Below are 19,225 nucleotides of genomic sequence, written 5' to 3'. Positions count from 1 at the left end.
GCTACTGTTGTATTGTTCATTATTCTATTTTATACCAAGCGTACAGGATCTTTTCACCTAACCTTGTTTCTTAGATTAGTGGCAAAAGCTTGGGTTCCTGCTTTATTGCTCTATTTCGTTTTTATTATTTCTTTCTAAAATGGACTTCCTCCTCATTTACCAACTGCATAGATTAATCCCTTCTTTTTCTCTTCTTCTCAATAACCAACGAGTTTCACATTGGGAGTTTATAAGAGTTCAAATCGCTTGTCGCGATAATACCCTAGTAGGGAATCTTTTGGATCCAACTCGGTAATCAGGGTGTCTATATCCTCTAGGTCACAAATTTTATATCGTTGAATGGTATTCAGTTTTTCAGATATTACGGGGGCTACTATTTTTCTGGACGCCTTGATCATGGATTTCTTCAACTGCACAATTTCCCAATCAAATTCGGTAAGACCATGTGATAGGTCAATAGAGTGGGTTCCCAGAAAACACAGATCCACAGAAATCTCGGACAACATATGGATGGCACTACCCCCAACCGTAATTTGGGAATCCTTGGACACCCTTCCTCCTATAAAAATAACCTCCACATTAGGCTTAACCAATAACTGATTGGCTACAGGCAGACTGGGCGTAAAACAGGTGAGTTTTAAATTGGGCGGCAACAATCTGGCCATTTCCATATTGGTAGTTCCTCCAGTAAAAAGGATTACCTGCCCGTCCCTTAACAAAGAGATTGCCTTTTCACAAATTATAGACTTCTCATCCTTGGAATACACCTGATCGCCCTGAAAGTGATAGTTGTGAAAACCCAAGGAAATTGCGCCCCCATGGACCTTTCGCAGCTTCTTTTCTCGATGCAATTCCGTTATATCGCGTCTCACTGTGTCAACAGATACATTCACCAGGTCGGCCATATCGGGTAACAACACCCTATTATGCCTTCTAACCTCGTTTAATATTATTTGTTGTCTCTCCGCTTTTAACATAATTGTAACAATAAGAACAAAGATAAACATTTAAGCATGCGATTGCAGTATTTTGAAGGCAAATCAAAAAAATATTGCAAAAAATTGCAAACCATGCGTTTTATTGCCTATTTTTGGAAAGACATCTGTGTGTTTTGTTTCATAACTTGCAAAAAATTGCAATAAACCGAAGCAATTGGAACAGCTGCCTCACTGAATTATTAACGTAAATTTCACAAATTGAGCTAGGATTAAAAGTCATCTAACCTTTTTAACAGTACCCTTTTCACAACCGATTTAAATAACTCATTAAACTAACATTGATTATGGAAAAACGATTTCAAAAATCATTTTTGTTCTTGGCGTTTCTGTTTACCATACAAATATGGGGACAGTCTAAAACCGTCACAGGGGAAATTTACGACCCCGAAGGAGTACCAATCCCAGGTGCGGGAATCTATGTAAAGAATACCACCAATGGAACCGTATCCGATTTTGACGGGAAATTCTCCCTTCAAATTCCGGTAAGTAGCAATACCGTGCTGGTATTTTCTTCCTTGGGCTTTATGCAACAAGAAGTAACTGTTGGCAACAGAACCAACTTCACCATTACCCTACAGACCAATGTAGAGGGCCTAGATGAGGTGGTAGTAGTAGGATATGGTAGCCAGAAAAAAAGAAATGTCACCGGAGCGGTAGCCGCAGTAGATACCGAAATACTAACGTCAAGACCCATTACAGACGTGGCTAGAGGGTTACAGGGAGCCACTCCCGGACTTACCATTACCTCCCCAAGTGGACAAATTGGTGAAAATCCAGTCATTAAATTAAGGGGATCTGTAGGAACCTTGGGGACAGGAGGTGGCGCACAGCCATTAATCTTGGTAGATAACGTGGAAATCCCTAGCCTACAATCTATTAACCCAGAAGATATAGAGGAAATTTCTGTTCTAAAGGATGCCGCTTCTACTTCTATATACGGAGCACGTGGAGCTTGGGGAGTTATCCTTATCACTACTAAAAAAGGAAGAAAGAACAGCGCCCCTACCGTAAGCTATTCTAACAACTTTTCTTGGGCAACACCTACGGTTACCCCAAAGGTAGCCCCAGCAGCAGAAGGCGCCGAAATGGCCTTTGCCGCGGTTAATAGAAGAATACCCTCCTTGCAGTCCTTTGGTATAGTTGGTATGCGAATAGACCAGCTAGCCATTCAAAAAATGAGGGAATGGGACCAGCAGTACGCCGGACAAGACCTAGGAATGGAAATGGTAGAAGGCAGGGATTACGAAATAAGGGATGGAAACCTTTTTTTCTATAGATCATGGGACCCTAGAAAGCTTTTCGTAAAAAAGTGGGCACCACAGCAAAAGCAAGATTTCTCGGTTACTGGTGGAGGTGAAAACACCACCTACTACCTTGGACTGGGTTATTTAAACCAAGGCGGGGTATACAAAACCAATCCAGACCAATACGAGCGTTACAACCTTAACCTCAGCATTAATTCTACGGTAACGGACTGGTTGGATATCAGAGCCAAAGTATCCCACAACAATTCGGCCACTACAGAGCCGTTTAAGTTTGGATCTAATACCTATGACGCTTGGTACTATACCACTAGATGGCCAGCCTACTATCCTTATGGAACAGTAGATGGGAAGCCATTTAGAAACCATATTTCCGAAGTGGAACAAGCTAAAATGAACGAAAATAACTATAGCTTATCCAGAATTAATTTAGGAACCACCATCACTCCTATAGAAGACCTATCGGTTAATTTCGACTTTACCCATGACAGGGTGGAAGAGCACGAAAAACAAGTAGGAGGTACCCTTAAGGCCTACAACTTCTGGGCACAAGGAGCAAACTTCTCCTATGTTCCCTATAGTAGCTCTGCCTATGACCGTGTACAATACAACTCGGAGTGGAGTAGAAGGAATACAGCCAAAGCCTACCTAACCTACGACAAGGACCTAGGAGACCACAACTTTAAATTTACCCTAGGGGGAGATATGGAGAAATATGATTACTGGTTCCATTACTCCCAAAGAAGAGATCTACTAAATCCAGACCAAGGAGAGTTGGCCCTTGCCACTGGCGATCAATATGCCAATGGTAGTAGAAGCAAATGGAATACCTTGGGCTTCTTTGGAAGAGCAAACTACTCCTACAGAAATAAGTTGTTATTGGAGTTAAATGCCAGATATGATGGATCTTCCAGACTATCTTCCGATAATAAGTGGGGCTACTTCCCCTCGGTATCTGCCGGTTATATCCTTACCGAAGAGAACTTTATGGATGCGTTAGATCCTACCTTGTCCTTCTTAAAGCTTAGGGCCTCTTACGGATCCGTAGGAAATCAAAACACCTACCTGTCCAGCATTTATAGAATTATGTCTTCCAGATCTTCTGGATGGCTTATAAACGGGAACAATCAGGTTACCACAGGGACTCCAGGAGCATTGCCTTCCTCGTTAACTTGGGAAACGGTTACTACGCTAGACTTTGGTTTAGATGCGAAGTTTTTTGACAATAAGCTAGGATTAACCTTTGACTGGTACGAGAGAACCGTTAGCGATATGCACAGCTCTGGGGTTACCTTGCCAAATACCTTTGGTACCTCCTCTCCAAGACGTAACTATGGAGAACTACAGACCAAAGGATGGGAACTGAGCTTGGATTTTAAACATCAATTTAACAATGACCTTAGGGTGAATGCCTTAGTAACCCTAACCGATTTTAAAGAGAAGTTGACCAAATTCTCCAACACCACTAAGAGTATCTACTCTAACTATGAAGGTAGAGTGCTGGGTGAGATATGGGGTTATGAAACAGATAGATTCTTTACTGAAGACGATTTTAATGCCGATGGTAGTTATGCCGATGGTGTACCCAATCAGGATATTTTTGAAACCAACTCCTGGTTTAAATACGGTCCTGGAGACGTAAAGTTTAAAGACCTTAATGGCGATGGCGTGATAGATTACGGTACCAATACCGTGGGCGACTCTGGCGATATGAAGGTCATAGGAAACTCTACCCCTAGATACCAATACGGGATTCAGTTGGGCGCCAATTTTAAAGGAGTAGACCTAAGCATGTTTATGCAAGGAGTAGGTAAGCGCGATTTCTGGGCTAACGGTCCGGTATTTATCCCAGGATATAGGTATGGGGAAGGATGGTACGAGCATCAGTTAGATCACTGGACTCCCGAGAATCCAAATGCCTACTATCCAAGACCCAATGACCAGCAGCAGAGCAATAGCAGGATGAACTTTTTACCACAAACAAAGTATATGCTGAATATGTCCTACCTGCGTATGAAGAACATCACCTTGGGATACTCTTTCCCAGAGTCTGTCCTAAACAAGTTAAAGGTAGATCGACTAAGACTGTACCTAAGTGGTGAAAACTTATTTGAATTTAGTGGAATACAAATTCCGGTAGATCCAGAGGTAGACTATACCAACGCAGGTACCAATGACACCTCAACTTTTGGAAGGGTCTATCCATTTAGAAGATCGTATTCATTTGGACTTCAACTTTCCCTATAATTTTAAACATTGAAAAATATGAAGACTATACATAAAATATCACTACTTTTCCTTTGCTTTATAGCATTCGTAGGATGTGAAGATGACTTATTGGATGTACCACCACAGGATATGTTGGTAGACGAAACCTTCTGGACAAGTGAAGGGAACGTAAAGACCTTTGCCTTTGGTTTCTACTCTGGATACTTTAGTGGTTACGGTTCTGGGTACACCTGGGGAAATTATTTCTCCGGACAATCCCTAAACGATGATTTTGCTCCCACCAACCCGCCAAGGTTTGCCTTGCAGGTACCCACTTCTGGTGGTGGATGGAGTTTTAGCTGGGTTAGAAAGGCCAATATATTCATAGATCGTGTGCAAAACGTTCCTATGGAACAGGAAGCCATAGACCACTGGACGGGAATAGGAAGGTTTTTTAGAGCCATGGAATACCATGACCTGGTAGCCCGATTTGGGGATGTTCCTTATTTTGACCAAGAATTATCAGAAGAGGATAATGAACAATTGTACAAGACAAGGGACGAAAGAACCTTTGTAATGGATAAGGTATTGGAAGACCTTCAGTTTGCTGCTGCCAACGTAAGGGCATCCGTAGATAACGATGGCTTAGAAGTAAACAAGGATGTAGTATTGGCCTTTATGTCGCGCATCATGCTATATGAAGGAACTTGGCAGAAATACCATGAAAACAATAGTGCAAAAGCCACCGAGTATTTGGAAGCTGCCAAATGGGCCGCAGATCAAATTATCAACTCTGGCAACTACTCCTTGGCAAACTATAGGGAGGTATTTAGCTCCTTGAGCCTAGCCTCTAACCCAGAGGTAATCCTATACAGAGAATACGAGCCAGGCCTTATTACCCACGCCCTAAACAGCTATAACAATAAGGAACCACAAACCGGAATTTCCAGGAATGCCATTGAGTCCTATCTTGCAGAAGATGGATTGCCTATCTCCTTATCTCCTTTGTACCAAGGTGACCAAGGTATAGAAAAGGTTATGGCCAATAGGGATGGTAGAATCTACGAGACTTTTGTATCTACCGAACTAAGGATCAACGGGGTAGCACCCAACCATTCCACAACAGGAATCGCCACCCATAAGTTCTTAAACGAAAGTATTAAGGACGATCCTATAGGAAGCTCTAACCTTAACCCAACAGACGCTCCAATTATCCGTTACGGAGAGGTGCTACTGAACTATATTGAGGCTGTTGCAGAGTTGGCAACCCTAGGAGGCGCCAGCGTAACACAGGGAGACCTGGATAAATCCATCAATGTATTGCGAGACCGCGTAGGTGTAAACCTACCACATCTGCAAGTATTGGGAGATAATCCTGCTGTAAATGGTGTAATCTATGACGACCCTAATAGAGATCCGGAAGTTCCAAGTCTGCTTTGGGAAATACGCAGGGAAAGAAGAGTGGAGCTGATTATGGAAGGTTTTAGATTGGACGACTTAAAGCGTTGGAAAAAGTTAGAATACGTAGACCAGGTAGCCAACCCAGAAATTAATCAGGGAGCTTGGATCAAGAAATCTGACTATCCAGATAGCGAGCTAAACGATATAACGCTAACAGACGGTGAGGAAGGCTATATCATACCAACCTCAGCAGCTGCATCACTCCGGGTATTTGACAATGAAAGAGTGTATTTAAGCCCACTCCCATTAGACCAGATTACCCTGTATGCCGACCAAGGCGTAACTTTGGAGCAAAACCCAGGATGGTAAGCACCACTAATTCCTGATTGCAAATCTAAAGTACTTCAGAGCATAGCTCTGAAGTACTTTTTTTTCATTATTATTCACTTGTTACCTACCTAAAAGGACATTTTATAACATCAAATTCCATTTTAACACCAATGAGAATAAACCCCTTACACATTATACTTCTTGGGATGCTCAGCATCCTATTCCTGGGATGTGCCTCTTCCAAAACATCGGCTTATTTAAACAAACAGCCCATCCGCACAGCGGCCACCAATAAAAAAGCGGTAAAATGGGACCCAAATACACCGTATAATATAGAAGAATTTAGAGCTGCATGGGTAGCCACTGTTGCTAATATCAACTGGCCCAGCTCCCCCGGACTCCCAGTCCATGAACAAAAAAAGGAAGCCCTAGAATTGCTAGATCTACTGGAAGAAAACAATTTTAATGCAGTTATTTTCCAAGTACGGCCACAGGCAGATGCCCTCTATAAAAGCAAGCTAGAACCTTGGTCTTATTACCTTACTGGAAATCAGGGAACCGCTCCAGAAACCACCTACGACCCCTTGGAGTTTTGGATAGAGGCTGCCCACCAAAGAGGTCTGGAATTACACGCTTGGCTAAACCCCTACAGGGCACACCATACGGCGGGAGGGGAAATAAGCGATCAATCCATCATAAAAACCAACCCAGAATTAGTGGTTTCCCTAGAAAATGGCATGTATTGGATGGATCCCTCCCTACAAGGAACCCAAGACCATTCCCTGGCAGTAGTGATGGATATTGTAAATCGCTACGATGTAGATGGCATTCATTTTGACGATTACTTCTATCCCTACGACTCCTATAACAACGGCAAAGATTTTCCAGATGACAGTAGCTGGCAAGCCTACCTGGCAACTGGCGGCAAATTATCCCGAGCAGATTGGAGACGCCAGAGCGTAAACACCTTTATAAAAAACGTCTATACCGAGATTAAATCCTCCAAACCCCATGTGAAATTTGGCCTTAGCCCCTTTGGTATATGGAGACCGGGATACCCAGAATCTGTGGTAGGTCTAGACCAATACGATAAACTATATGCCGATGCCAAGCTTTGGCTAAACGAAGGTTGGGTAGATTACTACACCCCGCAACTCTATTGGAGGATTAATAAAAAAGGCCAAAGCTTCCCAGAACTATTGGGATGGTGGCAAAGCGAAAACCACAAACAACTTCACCTATGGCCCGGTCTAAATATTGGCCTAGGAGGCGATGAGAAAAATGCCGATGAAGTAATTAACCAGATTATGATTACCCGTGGCATGGTTCCCAAAAGCAAAGGTGCCGTTCATTGGAGCATTGCCCCCTTGGTGAAGTACGATAGTTTGGCAATGGCCATAAAACAAGGGCCCTATAAAAACAAATCATTGGTACCCGCTTCGCCATGGTTAAATAACTCCCCCCTCTCCCCACCAAGCCTACAAATAAAAAAGCAGTTAGGGGAAGTTGAGTTTTCCTGGGAACACCCAATAGAAAACAAGGTATTTAGATGGGTTTTATATTACCAACGGCAAGGTAAAGGCTGGGAACACACCATCCTAAATAAAGGAGATAGATCCATCACCCTACCGCTTAGCCTAGAAAATGGTAAATTCCCCCTGCGCAAAGTAGGACTAACCGCAGTGGATAGGACCGGCAACCAAAGTGAATTTTTTGAATTGGAAATCAACTAAAATTACCCCCTATGAGCCCATTGATTGTATTTGGAGTGATCGCAGCCTATTTTGGGTTGCTTATGGCTATTAGCTACTTCACCTCTAAGAATTCTGATAACAAAACTTTTTTTACAGGAAACAAAGAATCGCCCTGGTACCTAGTTGCTTATGGAATGGTAGGCGCCTCCCTTTCCGGAGTCACCTTTATTTCCGTTCCGGGAGAGGTGGGCAATACCGCCTGGACCTACCTACAATTCGTAATGGGCAATATGGTGGGCTATGCCGTAATTGCCTTTGTGCTTATCCCATTGTTCTACAAGTTAAATCTAATTTCGATCTATGAATACCTAAAAGACCGATTTGGAATAAAATCCTATCGTACGGGGGCCTCATTTTTTATCATCTCCCAGACCATTGGCGCCTCCTTCCGTCTCTTCCTTGCCGCATTGGTTTTGCAAATTGCATTTTTTAATGCTTTTGGAATTCCTTTTTGGGTGACGGTTTTAATAACCATTCTATTGATTTGGCTGTATACCTATAAGGCAGGAATAAAGACTATAGTGTATACGGATACCTTACAAACTACCTTCCTATTGGTGGCGGTGATCATTAGTATTGTGGTAATCTTACAGCATCTAGATTTGAATGTGGGAGACCTTTACAGTGTAGTAGCTTCCAATCCAATGTCTAAAATATTTGAGTGGGACTGGTTATCGGATCGTAATTTTTTCAAAACATTCTTAGCTGGGGTCTTTATTACCATAGCAATGAATGGCCTGGATCAAAATGTGATGCAGAAAAACCTAACCTGTAGGAATATTAAGGATGCCCAGAAAAACATCCTTTGGTTCTCCATTACTTTTTTCCTGTCTACCATGTTGTTTTTAACCCTTGGAATTCTAATTTACGAGTATGCGCTTAGCCATAACATTACCATCCCAGAACGCTCGGATGACCTATACCCACTATTGGCCCTAAATTACTTTGGGATTTTGGCGGGAACCGTTTTCCTTATAGGAATAGTGGCTGCCGCTTTTTCCAGTGCCGATTCAGCCTTAACCGCCCTTACCACCTCTTTTTGTGTAGATATACTGGAAATAGAGAAAAAACAAGCTTCCCAAAAAAACATTCGGCAATATGTACATATCGGATTTACAGTATTGATGTTCACCGTTATTGTCATCTTCAATGCCTTTAATGACAGTAGTGTAGTTAGCGCCGTGTTTAAGGTTGCCGGATTCACCTATGGCCCCTTACTGGGACTATTTGCCTTTGGACTCCTTTTTAAACATAAGATCCGCGACAAATTTGTACCCTATATCTGTATCCTATCGCCTATCATATCCCTAATCCTAGACCGCAATTCCGAAGCCTGGTTTAACGGCTTTAGTTTTGGTTTCGAGATTCTGTTGGTGAACGCAATTATCACTATGGTCGGACTTTGGATGTTGACAAAGCGGGGGAAAACTCAACTAGCTTAACTACAAACTATAGTGGTTTCCTTAAACTGGCCACTATCGGAACCGAGGTTTACGCCCCACCAAATTCTTTAAGTACATCATTAAACAATAAGAGTCGTTACGCTTTACAGCTAACGACTCTTATTGTTTTTACACGAAGTAATCCCCCCTACTCCTTCAATCGATACATATAATAGCCCCCACCTTTATCCCAACTACAAAAGATTAAAGTCTTTTCGTCTGGGGATACACCCAGCCCCCTGGGTTCCGCTCCGTCCAATTCCGGTAGCTCCAAGGTCCAGACCTGTTTCTTTTCATCATCCCTAAAATGAAAGGTGGAAGGTGAAATTCCACTAGATCGGGTAGCCACATACAACGCCCCCTTCCTCGGCACACGCAAGGCACTGCTCCCCCCGTAGGTACTGGCAATAGGCTCTTCTTCCCTATATTGCTGCCCGTCCTCACTGGTAAACACCTGTATTTTAGCGGCCCCCGGATCTGGAAAATACAGGGTAGTTCCATCAGGGCTCATGTCAAAAGTACGGGCCAAAATCCTATTCTTTAGGGATAACGTCCTTACCAAATCAAATGTAGAAGGATCCTCATCATTCTGTCGCAACACATAATTTAAATCATCCGCAAAAAGAGACATGGCGTAAATCTCTCCTGTATCCGTTACCCTCGGCGCCGTAATGGCCCGCTGCCCAGGGGGCACCTCCCAAACGGCTATGCCCTCCCCGGTATGGGCATCTATCTTAATGAGACGTCTATTGATTCCTGCCAGGATATGCCCATCCAAATCTACCCCCACCCCGTTCACGGGACTGAGCTTATACTCAACCCCTTTTATGGTAACCGATTGCAAAGGCGAAAAACTGGCAGACTTCCCCTCCGCGGTTCTAATCACAAACCCCTTGCTATAATTGGCCATCCAAATTTTATTACTCCCGTCCCAAACGGCACCATACCCCCCTCCGGAGGGCACTATTTTCTCTACAAACTCGTAATTGGGCGCTACTATTTCGGCTAAATCTTCCAAGGGTTCATCAGATTTTATCAAGGCTAACTTTTGAGTGCTGCTAGTGGTACTATTACTCCCATCCGAGCTTATCACCCTGTGGTAAAAAACCTGGGACTCTCCCTCCTTAAGAGCTTCTAAATGCTGGTACCATTTACTTTCCAAGGTTTTAAACCTAGGCTCCCTACCCGTTTGCTTTTGCCAGAGAAGTTCCTTAAAATGGGGGTCCCTTGCCAATTGATAGGTGTAGGAAACAAAATCCCCATCCTGGTCCGCCGCGGGTTTCCAGGATACCTCATACATGGTTTCCATATTTCTAATCCCATAGGTATTCTTGGATGGGTGGGAAACAATTTCAGAAGTTTCCGGTGCCCTATTTCCCGCTGGGTAGAGCTGGGTTCTATAAACCTGATCCCCAAAACGTACCACCACGTTTATTGCCCCTACCGCAAGGGCCTCCCTTAGATCCTGGTCCATCGCCAATTCCCCCTTAAAGGAGAGCAAGCCTTTTTTATTTCGCGTCACCTTTAAAGTTTTAATGGTTTCACTGGCTTCGGTATTCCTGCCCAGTCCCAAGAGAATCTCTAGTTCTTTGGGAAACCTACCTTCGGACAATGCTAATTGCCCCTCCAACAATAAAGTGTTGCCGCGGATATCCGAGGATACCTCTCCTTCCCCCATCTGGGTTGGGCCTGTCCCAGCATCGCTCACCAGCCTAAATTGCCCCTTTGCCTGTGAGAAATTAGTATCTATATCCCTACGGATGATATGCCCATGTACCCCAAACATAGCGGAGGGATACCTAGAAGTTTCCAAAACTTCCATCTTAGAAGCATCCCTTTCCTTAATATGGTAGGTAGTGTACTCCCATCGTTTACCTTCATCCAAGAGGTCTACAATAGTAATCGTATTTTCCGGGGCCTCATTGATCCCCAACCAAGCACGGGGCCCAGATCCCGCCGCCCCAGCATTCAACAATTCCAATCCCCCTTTTTTACCGGGATAATAGGCATGCTGGTGCCCACTGATATACGTATGTACCTTATACTCCTCCAATAATCGTTGTAGCTTTTTGGGGTTTTCCAAGAGATTCCCTTTGGAGTCCCTTCCCTGAGCTACCCCGTATAGGGGCATATGCCCAATAACCACCCGTACGTTGGCATTTTTCGCTGCTGGAGTTTGGAACTGTTTTTCCATCCAATCCAAATTCTCTTGTGTGATTACGGATGAGGAGGCCTCCCATGAAACTATAAACACCCCGTTCTGCTCAAAGGAATAGTAGTGCGGAAAATGAGATCGGTCCACAAAATTGAGTCGGGTTCTATCAATATTCTCCTCCCAAAATTTTCTGGTTGCTGTGTGTTCTATTGGGTAGGATCTAGGACCATCGTGATTGCCCACGGTAAAGGCAAAGGGTATTTCTGCCTTATCCAAAGGGTCCATGATATGTTTGTTAAATCCCGCCCACATCTTTTGAAGCTGCACCGTATCGGACACCCCCATTCCGGCCACCATATCCCCTCCGCATAAAACTAGATCTGGTTTCCAAATACGTGGGATTCGCTGTAAAATACTATCTACCTGCCACTCATAATCTGCCGCTCCCAAACCAGAATTTAGATCACTGATCACCGCAATCCTCAGGTCGCCACGCTGTGGAAGCTCAGGGCCATCGCCATCGGATACGAGTCGGATAGCATCTGCAGTAAACCATCCTTCCCCGCCTCCAACAATTTCAATGGCATCTCCGGCACCAAGTTGAAAGGATCCCAACACCTCCCATTTCCCGGGTTGATCTATGGATTGCTGGTTTACAGACAAAGTATCGCTACCAGCCCTGCTGTGTAACACATAATACACCTCATCCGAATGCGTTTTATCCGAAACATACCAGACCCCTAGTTGGTACTTTTTCCTTTGTATACCCTCTAATTGGTAGATGGCCTTGTTTATATGGTTTACCGCACTACGCCGTGCGGGACTCTGTCCGTAATAATTATTGTCCTTACTGCTTTTCCAAATTCCTACCTCGGAATAGGCAGCACTCTCGGTATCCAAAATAATGACTTCCCCGCGTTTCCCGGGTACTTTTTCGGATAACACCAGGGCTCCCGCATTATTTCGCAAACTATTTCTATTACCACCGGTAATATCGGTGGGAACATTCACCACCTCGGTACTGGCTACCATGGCAGAGGAGCCACCCCCATCCAAATTAACAGCTTCTTTAGCGCCCACTCCCAATAGTAGCGCTGCCAACTCCTCTAAAGTGACCCCCACACTGGCCGCTTGGCGCCCATCTACCACCATCAACAACAACGTATGTTTATCCACATATCCTATAGCACTTCTGGGATGCCTGATTAACAGGTTTTTACCAAAGCCTTCTTCGGCCGATGTTACCTGTATCTTCCCGTTTTTTATCAATACCGGCCCGGCACCTACCGCCTGCTCCGGATTCCAAACTTCACGCTTGGATGCTTCCTGGGGCGTAGGGTATTTCCAAAGGGTCCCCAACTCCGCAGATCCGGAAGACCACACAATTTCTGGCAGCCCATTTACCATCCCAAAGGCCCCACGGGCTACATCCCCAGTAGGCCCGGGAGCTACCGTCTTGCCATCCTGTACAATGAGACTCACGGAACGGTTGGGAGCAAAATACCCCCCATTGATTGCCAAAATTCCTCCATGCTTACGCTTTGTTTCCAAAGTGGTCTCTCTTAGGGTATTGCTCCCAATAGATCGCAGGTAGAGATTATCGTCCCGCAAATCAACTTTTGCATAAACGGCACGTATAGGTTCACCATCCTTTAAGGTACCAGCAGCGTCATAGACCTTTACGGACTTGGGTAGCACAATATTCAGGTCTTCCCTAGGTTTCCAGTCCAATACCAACTCCTGGGAAAAGGTAGGAAGCGAAAAAGAAATGGATAGCACAAGAAAAAGAAGGACAGGCCAAGGATTTACCCCATAGGAAATAAAGGGGAATCTGCCCATTAGATGCGTGTTCATAAATACAGAAATAGATTAGTTATTAGTTAAATTTCCAGTTGAATCTTTCTTACAAATCACAAACCTTAAATATAAAGCTACGCCCCTTCGTAACCAAGGATTTACCCAGCATTACCCACAAAACCCTTACTTTTTTTCAAAAACTGCCATAAATCCCTCAAAACACCTTAAAAATATGGGTAATACCACTATCGATTCTGAAAAAAAGCCTTACTTTTAGAGATTTGAATATCAACTAAACCGCAGGTTCAAACCTGTCCTAAATCTTTAAAAAACCAACACCAAATGGAGAAAACGCTTACGAAAAGATACTATGCCTTGGATATCCTGCGAGGTATGACCATCGCCTTAATGATCATGGTAAACAACCCTGGAAGCTGGTCTAGCATCTATCCCCCACTTAAACACGCCGCATGGCATGGATTTACCCCAACAGATTGGGTTTTCCCGTCCTTTTTATTTGTAGTAGGAACCGCCATGAGCTTTAGTATGCGAAAATACGAGCAGCTCGGCAATGCTGCGATTCTAAGAAAAATATTTAAACGTGCAGGAGCCATATTCCTAATCGGTCTCCTCTTGAATGCCTTCCCTTTTATCTATCGCACCGATGGTGGAATCGCGTTTAAAAACCTTGCCAATATCCGGATCATGGGCGTCTTGCAACGGATTGCCCTATGTTACCTCTTTGGAGCGCTGATCATTCATTATTTAAAACTAAAAAAGTCCGTAATCGTAGGGGTTGTTATCCTATTTGCCTATTGGGCTATTATGTACTTTTTTGGATCTTCCCCCCTGCCCTATAGCTTGGAAAACAATGCCGCTTTAAAGTTTGACAATCTTATTTTTAGACCCGAAAATATTTACAAAGGCTTTGGTATTGTCTTTGATCCCGAAGGACTTTTAAGTACGCTAACCGCCACCGTGAACGTTATTGCAGGATACGCAGCGGGCGTCTTTATACAAAAATCGGGCAAGCAGCTCAAAACCGTATTAAAATTAATTGGCGCTGGCGTACTATTACTTGCCGTGGCGCTTCTTTGGGATCCTTTTTTCCCGATTAACAAACCTATCTGGACCAGCTCCTATGTACTGTATAGCGTGGGTTGGACGCTAATAGTCCTAGCCATATTAATCTATGTTTTAGAGCTATGGAACCTTAAGAAATGGGCTTACTTCTTTGAGGCTTTTGGAAAAAATCCCTTGTTCATTTATGTACTTTCAGGGGTGGTTGCAAAACTCCTAGGTTTTATTCAAATTAATGGGACCTCCCTACATTCCTGGATCTATAAAAACCTATATTTAAGCTGGTTAGACAACATAAATGCTTCCCTTGCTTTTGCCATTAGTTTTATAATCGTAATGTGGCTTATAGGCTATGTATTGGACAAAAAAAGAATCTATATTAAAGTATAATAATTACCACTAACATGTTTATTAAAAAAACATCCTTACTCATCGCCTTCTGTCTGCTTTTTCAGCTCGCACAGGCGCAGGAAGACACTACAAAGACTCCTGAATTCCTAAAATACACCCATAGTTCATGGGTAGATTCCATCATGAAATCGATGACGCCCAAAGAGCGAATTGGGCAGCTAATATGGGTGTCTGCCTACTCTAATCGGGGGCCAGAACACAGGGAAAATATCCTTCAGACCATTGAGGAATGGAACATTGGGGGATTGGTGTTTTTCCAGGGTGACCCCGTCACCCAAGTAACACTGATGAACGAATACCAAGAAGCTTCCAAAGTACCCCTAATGGGTGCCATTGATGCCGAATGGGGACTAGGGATGCGGTTAGACAACACCATTAGCTTTCCATATCAGATGGCATTGGGAGCCATACAAAATGATGATCTCATCTATGAAATGGGGTTGGAAATGGCACATCAGATTAAAAGAGTGGGGCTACACCTCAACTTTGCACCCGTGGCCGATGTGAACAATAACCCCGATAATCCGGTAATCAACTATCGCTCCTTTGGGGAAGATAAGTACAAGGTGGCCAAAAAGAGCATCGCCTATATGCGGGGGATGCAAGATGGTGGCCTCATCACCACAGCCAAACATTTTCCGGGGCATGGAGATACCAATACGGATTCCCATTACGATCTCCCGCAGATTAATCATGACTTGAAACGTTTGCACGATTTGGAATTGTATCCGTTTAAGGAACTTATAAACGCCGGAATCAACGGAATGATGGTGGCTCATTTAAATATCCCTGCCCTAGATCCCTCCGGAGAACCCTCTACCCTTTCCAAAGCAATCATCACCGACCTATTACAAGAGCAGCTGGGTTTTAAAGGCTTAATCGTTACCGATGCCATGGAAATGAAAGGGGTAACCAAAGGCAATCAACCCGGGGTGGTAGATAAAAAAGCCGTTTTGGCAGGCAATGACGTTTTGGAACTTGTACAGGATGTTGCCAAAGCAGTTACTGAGATAAAAAACGCTGTAGACAAGGGCATCATTTCCCAAAAAACAGTGGATGCCAGAGTGCGTAAAATCCTAGCAGCCAAACAATGGGTAAACCTACACCAGTATCAGCCCATACCCCTCGCCAATCTCTTGGAGGACATCAACAATCCAAAGGCCTTGTTATTGGAGCGGAAACTAACGGAAGCCTCGTTAACCGTCCTAAATAACAAGGAAAACACCCTACCCTTAAAACGCTTGGACACCCTGAAGATTATGAGTATTTCCATTGGGGCCGATAAGAAGACCAAGTTCCAGGAAACACTAAACCTTTATCAGGAGATGGACCATTATACGCTACCCACAGAGGCGAATCAAGAAGAAGTAGCGGCCATTCAAAAAGCATTTCCACAGTACAATGTAATCCTAGTGGGGGTGCACGACAATAGCCTCAGACCCAGAAACAATATTCCATTTTCGGAATCGGTCCAAGGGTTTATTAAAACACTCCCCTATAATAAAACAGTCGTAGCCTATTTTAAAAACCCCTATTCCATTGACAAATTACCTAATTTGGAAAATGCCAAGGGCCTTATAGCTACCTATCAGGATAGCCCTTCTGCCCAAGATTTGGCAGCACAATTAATCTTTGGTGGTGTGGGTGCCAACGGAAAGCTACCGGTTGGGATCGGCAAAAAGTATAAGGCCGGGGACGGACTAAGCGTGGAAGGCGGCATACGATTAAAATATACCCTGCCCGAGGATGCCGGCATGGATTCTAAAACCCTTTACCAGGGAGTAGACTCCTTAATGAACCAGGCAATAAATGCCAAGGCAACCCCAGGAGCACAAATTTTAGTGGCAAAAAACGGTAAGGTAGTGCTGCACAAGGCCTACGGACACCAAAAATATAACGACACCACCAAGGTACAGCTGGGCGACCTGTACGACCTGGCATCCGTGACCAAAATATCATCGGCCCTCCCTGCAATTATGAAACTATACGATGAGGGGAAATTTGATCTGGATAAGGGAATTGCCGACTACCTGCGTTATTTTAAAAACTCTAATAAGGCCGATGCCAATTTTAGGGAAATCCTAGCCCATCAGGCAAAATTCACCCCCTACATTACCTACTGGAAAAATACCCTAAGAAAAAATGGCAGCTATAAGTGGAGCACCATTAAAAAGGACTCCTCTGCCCGATTTCCAATAAAGATCGGCACCAATATGTGGTTGCATCGCAACTATCAAAAGAAAATATTTAAGGCGATTAAGAAGTCGCCCCTCCTAGAGAAAGAAGAATACAAATATTCGGGCTTGCTGTTTATGCTACTACCCACTATCATAGAGGAGATCACCCAGGAAGATTATGTGGATTATGTAAATCAGAATTTCTATGATAAGCTGGGAGCAACTACCCTAACCCATAATCCGAATCAAAAATTTGATAGCCAACGGATTGTACCCACGGAGCACGATTTTCTATTTAGACACAGACCCGTCCATGGGACCGTTCACGACGAGGGCGCTGCTATGATGGGAGGTATCTCTGCCAATGCCGGACTCTTTTCCAATGCGAACGACTTGGCCAAATTAATGCAAATGTACCTCAATGGAGGTACGTATGGAGGCGACCAATTTATTTCGGAGAGCACGCTAAAGGAGTTTACCAAGACTCAGTTCCCGGAGAACAATAACCATCGAGGTCTAGGCTTTAACAAACCCTTCCTAAAATACCTTGGGGAAAATAGCAGTACCGCCAAAGATGCCAGTAGCGACAGTTTTGGACATACAGGATTTACTGGAATTATGGCATGGGTAGATCCACAAGAAGAACTCTTATACCTGTTTCTCTCCAATAGGGTACTACCTACACGGGAGAATACCACACTGTATAAATTGAACACCCGTACCAATATTCAACAGCTACTGTACGATGCCATAAAATAAAAAACATTTTGGAAGGAATGAAAATCTACAAAGTTTTAGGGCTCATGTCTGGCACTTCCTTGGATGGGCTAGACCTCGCCTATTGCCATATTTGGAAAACGACCACTGGATGGGACTTTTCCCTAAAGAATACGCATAGTATCGACTATTCCGAAGCGCTGAAGGAGCAATTGAAAAATGCAATTTTCCTTCCTGCAGAAGAACTCCTTCAACTTCACAATACCTACGGAACTTGGTTGGGTAAACAATGTAGGGAGTTTATAGAATTGCACTCCCTAGAGGTAGATTTCATCGCTAGCCACGGGCACACTACCCACCACCAGCCTCAATTGGGACTCACCTTTCAAATTGGATCTGGGCAACACCTAGCCAACGAAAGTGGCAGGAAGACGATATGCGATTTTCGCACCCATGACGTGGCTCTGGGCGGACAAGGGGCTCCACTAGTACCCATTGGAGACCGACTCTTTTTTGGGGAGTACGATTTTTGCCTCAACCTAGGGGGGATCAGCAATATTTCCTTTGAACGCAACGGCAACCGCCTAGCCTACGATATTGGACTCGCAAATATGATCCTAAACCATATTACCCAAAAAATAAACCTGAACTATGACAAAGACGGGGCAATGGCAAAAAAAGGCAGTATAAACCAAAGCATGCTTGGCCAATTGAACCAGCTGGAATATTACCAACTACCCTTCCCAAAATCCATCGGTTATGAGTGGTTTGTAGAGAAGGTAGCCCCCATTGTTGACGCTACCCAAGACAGCATAGAAAATCTTTTGCACACCAGTATCCATCATATTTGCGAGCAGATAGCAAAACAACTAAACCTACAAAAAAGTAAAACGGAAAACACCCTGCTGGTTACTGGCGGTGGTGCCCTTAACGGTTTTTTAATGGATACGCTACAAGAAAAAGTAGGCGATAAAACCAAAGTGATAAAACCTTCCAAAACTTTGGTAGAATTTAAAGAAGCCCTCGTATTTGCCCTTATGGGGGTATTGCGGGAAGAAAACGCTATCAATTGCCTGCGATCCGTCACAGGGGCAAAACGCGATAGTTCTGGCGGGGTAATCTTCCTACCTTCCTAAAAAAAATACGGTCTAAATATAAAAAATCCTTACCTTGGAAACTGCAAAACACCAATAAGCATTCTTTAAAGACCCACCCCATGGAAGACAAACAAAAGAAGGCCACCGCCTACTGGAAGGAAAATGTCCGCTACCTCTTTATACTACTTTCCATCTGGTTGGCAGTCTCCTTTGGAGCGGGGATTCTCTTTAAAGACTTCCTAAACTCGTTTAAAATAGGCGGATTTAAACTTGGCTTTTGGTTTGCGCAACAGGGTTCCATTTACGTATTTGTAATCCTCATCTTTATCTATGTTCGACTAATGAATAAATTGGATAAGAAATACGGCTATAACGAGTAAAACCCACCAGACCAAA

General features: G+C 43.9%; 10 protein-coding genes. 8 read left to right on the top strand and 2 right to left on the bottom strand.

All coding sequences use genetic code 11. The features are described 5' to 3' along the window. Positions 1-227: 227 nt before the first annotated feature. Positions 228-977: a DeoR/GlpR family DNA-binding transcription regulator gene (locus F1E73_RS07745; RefSeq protein ID WP_150451580.1), complete on the bottom strand. Its 750-nt coding sequence runs from the start codon at positions 975-977 to the stop codon at positions 228-230. Positions 978-1,282: 305 nt separating this feature from the next. Here F1E73_RS07745 and F1E73_RS07740 point away from each other — a divergent pair, with 305 nt between their 5' ends. The 4 genes from F1E73_RS07740 to F1E73_RS07725 all read left to right on the top strand — a co-directional run bounded on the left by F1E73_RS07740 (position 1,283) and on the right by F1E73_RS07725 (position 9,395). Continuing rightward, on the top strand, positions 1,283-4,507 hold the full coding sequence (locus tag F1E73_RS07740; RefSeq protein WP_086477324.1) for a SusC/RagA family TonB-linked outer membrane protein: 3,225 nt from the start codon (positions 1,283-1,285) through the stop codon (positions 4,505-4,507). 18 nt (positions 4,508-4,525) lie between these two features. Continuing rightward, positions 4,526-6,238: a RagB/SusD family nutrient uptake outer membrane protein gene (locus F1E73_RS07735; protein WP_150451579.1), complete on the top strand. Its 1,713-nt coding sequence runs from the start codon at positions 4,526-4,528 to the stop codon at positions 6,236-6,238. Between the two features lie 131 nt (positions 6,239-6,369). Then, complete coding sequence (locus F1E73_RS07730) at positions 6,370-7,932, top strand: glycoside hydrolase family 10 protein (RefSeq protein WP_150451578.1); 1,563 nt, start codon at positions 6,370-6,372, stop codon at positions 7,930-7,932. 11 nt (positions 7,933-7,943) lie between these two features. Then, entirely contained in the window at positions 7,944-9,395 is a 1,452-nt protein-coding gene (locus F1E73_RS07725; protein WP_150451577.1) for a sodium:solute symporter, read from the top strand. Positions 9,396-9,543: 148 nt separating this feature from the next. Here the strand turns inward: F1E73_RS07725 and F1E73_RS07720 are convergent, their stop codons facing one another. Next, a complete protein-coding gene (locus F1E73_RS07720) occupies positions 9,544-13,404 on the bottom strand; it encodes a phosphodiester glycosidase family protein (protein WP_150451576.1) in 3,861 nt (1,286 codons plus the stop codon). Positions 13,405-13,689: 285 nt separating this feature from the next. On the opposite strand from F1E73_RS07720, the gene F1E73_RS07715 reads away from it, so the two are divergent. The 4 genes from F1E73_RS07715 (at position 13,690) to F1E73_RS07700 (ending at position 19,209) form a co-directional block, all read left to right on the top strand. Beyond that, positions 13,690-14,817, top strand: a complete 1,128-nt coding sequence (locus tag F1E73_RS07715; RefSeq protein WP_150451575.1) for an acyltransferase family protein — start codon at positions 13,690-13,692, stop codon at positions 14,815-14,817. A 14-nt stretch (positions 14,818-14,831) separates the two neighbouring features. Beyond that, the gene (locus tag F1E73_RS07710; RefSeq protein ID WP_086477333.1) at positions 14,832-17,774 is read left to right on the top strand and encodes a glycoside hydrolase family 3 N-terminal domain-containing protein; all 2,943 of its coding nucleotides are present in this window, start codon (positions 14,832-14,834) and stop codon (positions 17,772-17,774) included. Between the two features lie 17 nt (positions 17,775-17,791). Then, positions 17,792-18,868 (top strand): anhydro-N-acetylmuramic acid kinase, encoded by a 1,077-nt coding sequence (locus F1E73_RS07705; RefSeq protein ID WP_086477334.1) that lies wholly within the window; start codon positions 17,792-17,794, stop codon positions 18,866-18,868. Between the two features lie 80 nt (positions 18,869-18,948). After that, positions 18,949-19,209 carry a DUF4212 domain-containing protein gene (locus F1E73_RS07700; protein ID WP_086477335.1) on the top strand — a complete coding sequence of 87 codons (261 nt, stop codon included), beginning with the start codon at positions 18,949-18,951 and terminating at the stop codon, positions 19,207-19,209. Positions 19,210-19,225 lie beyond the last annotated feature (16 nt).

The organism is Arenibacter lacus (assembly GCF_008711145.1).
Lineage (GTDB): Bacteria > Bacteroidota > Bacteroidia > Flavobacteriales > Flavobacteriaceae > Arenibacter > Arenibacter amylolyticus.
Note: the sequence above shows the minus strand (reverse complement) of the source record. Positions and strands in the feature narration are given on the sequence as shown.

Excerpts from the sequence above, each read along its gene's own strand:
- F1E73_RS07745 (WP_150451580.1), bottom strand. The coding sequence starts at position 977 with ATGTTAAAAGCGGAGAGACAACAAATAATATTAAACGAGGTTAGAAGG.
- F1E73_RS07740 (WP_086477324.1), top strand. The coding sequence starts at position 1,283 with ATGGAAAAACGATTTCAAAAATCATTTTTGTTCTTGGCGTTTCTGTTT.
- F1E73_RS07735 (WP_150451579.1), top strand. The coding sequence starts at position 4,526 with ATGAAGACTATACATAAAATATCACTACTTTTCCTTTGCTTTATAGCA.
- F1E73_RS07730 (WP_150451578.1), top strand. The coding sequence starts at position 6,370 with ATGAGAATAAACCCCTTACACATTATACTTCTTGGGATGCTCAGCATC.
- F1E73_RS07725 (WP_150451577.1), top strand. The coding sequence starts at position 7,944 with ATGAGCCCATTGATTGTATTTGGAGTGATCGCAGCCTATTTTGGGTTG.
- F1E73_RS07720 (WP_150451576.1), bottom strand. The coding sequence starts at position 13,404 with ATGAACACGCATCTAATGGGCAGATTCCCCTTTATTTCCTATGGGGTA.
- F1E73_RS07715 (WP_150451575.1), top strand. The coding sequence starts at position 13,690 with ATGGAGAAAACGCTTACGAAAAGATACTATGCCTTGGATATCCTGCGA.
- F1E73_RS07710 (WP_086477333.1), top strand. The coding sequence starts at position 14,832 with ATGTTTATTAAAAAAACATCCTTACTCATCGCCTTCTGTCTGCTTTTT.
- F1E73_RS07705 (WP_086477334.1), top strand. The coding sequence starts at position 17,792 with ATGAAAATCTACAAAGTTTTAGGGCTCATGTCTGGCACTTCCTTGGAT.
- F1E73_RS07700 (WP_086477335.1), top strand. The coding sequence starts at position 18,949 with ATGGAAGACAAACAAAAGAAGGCCACCGCCTACTGGAAGGAAAATGTC.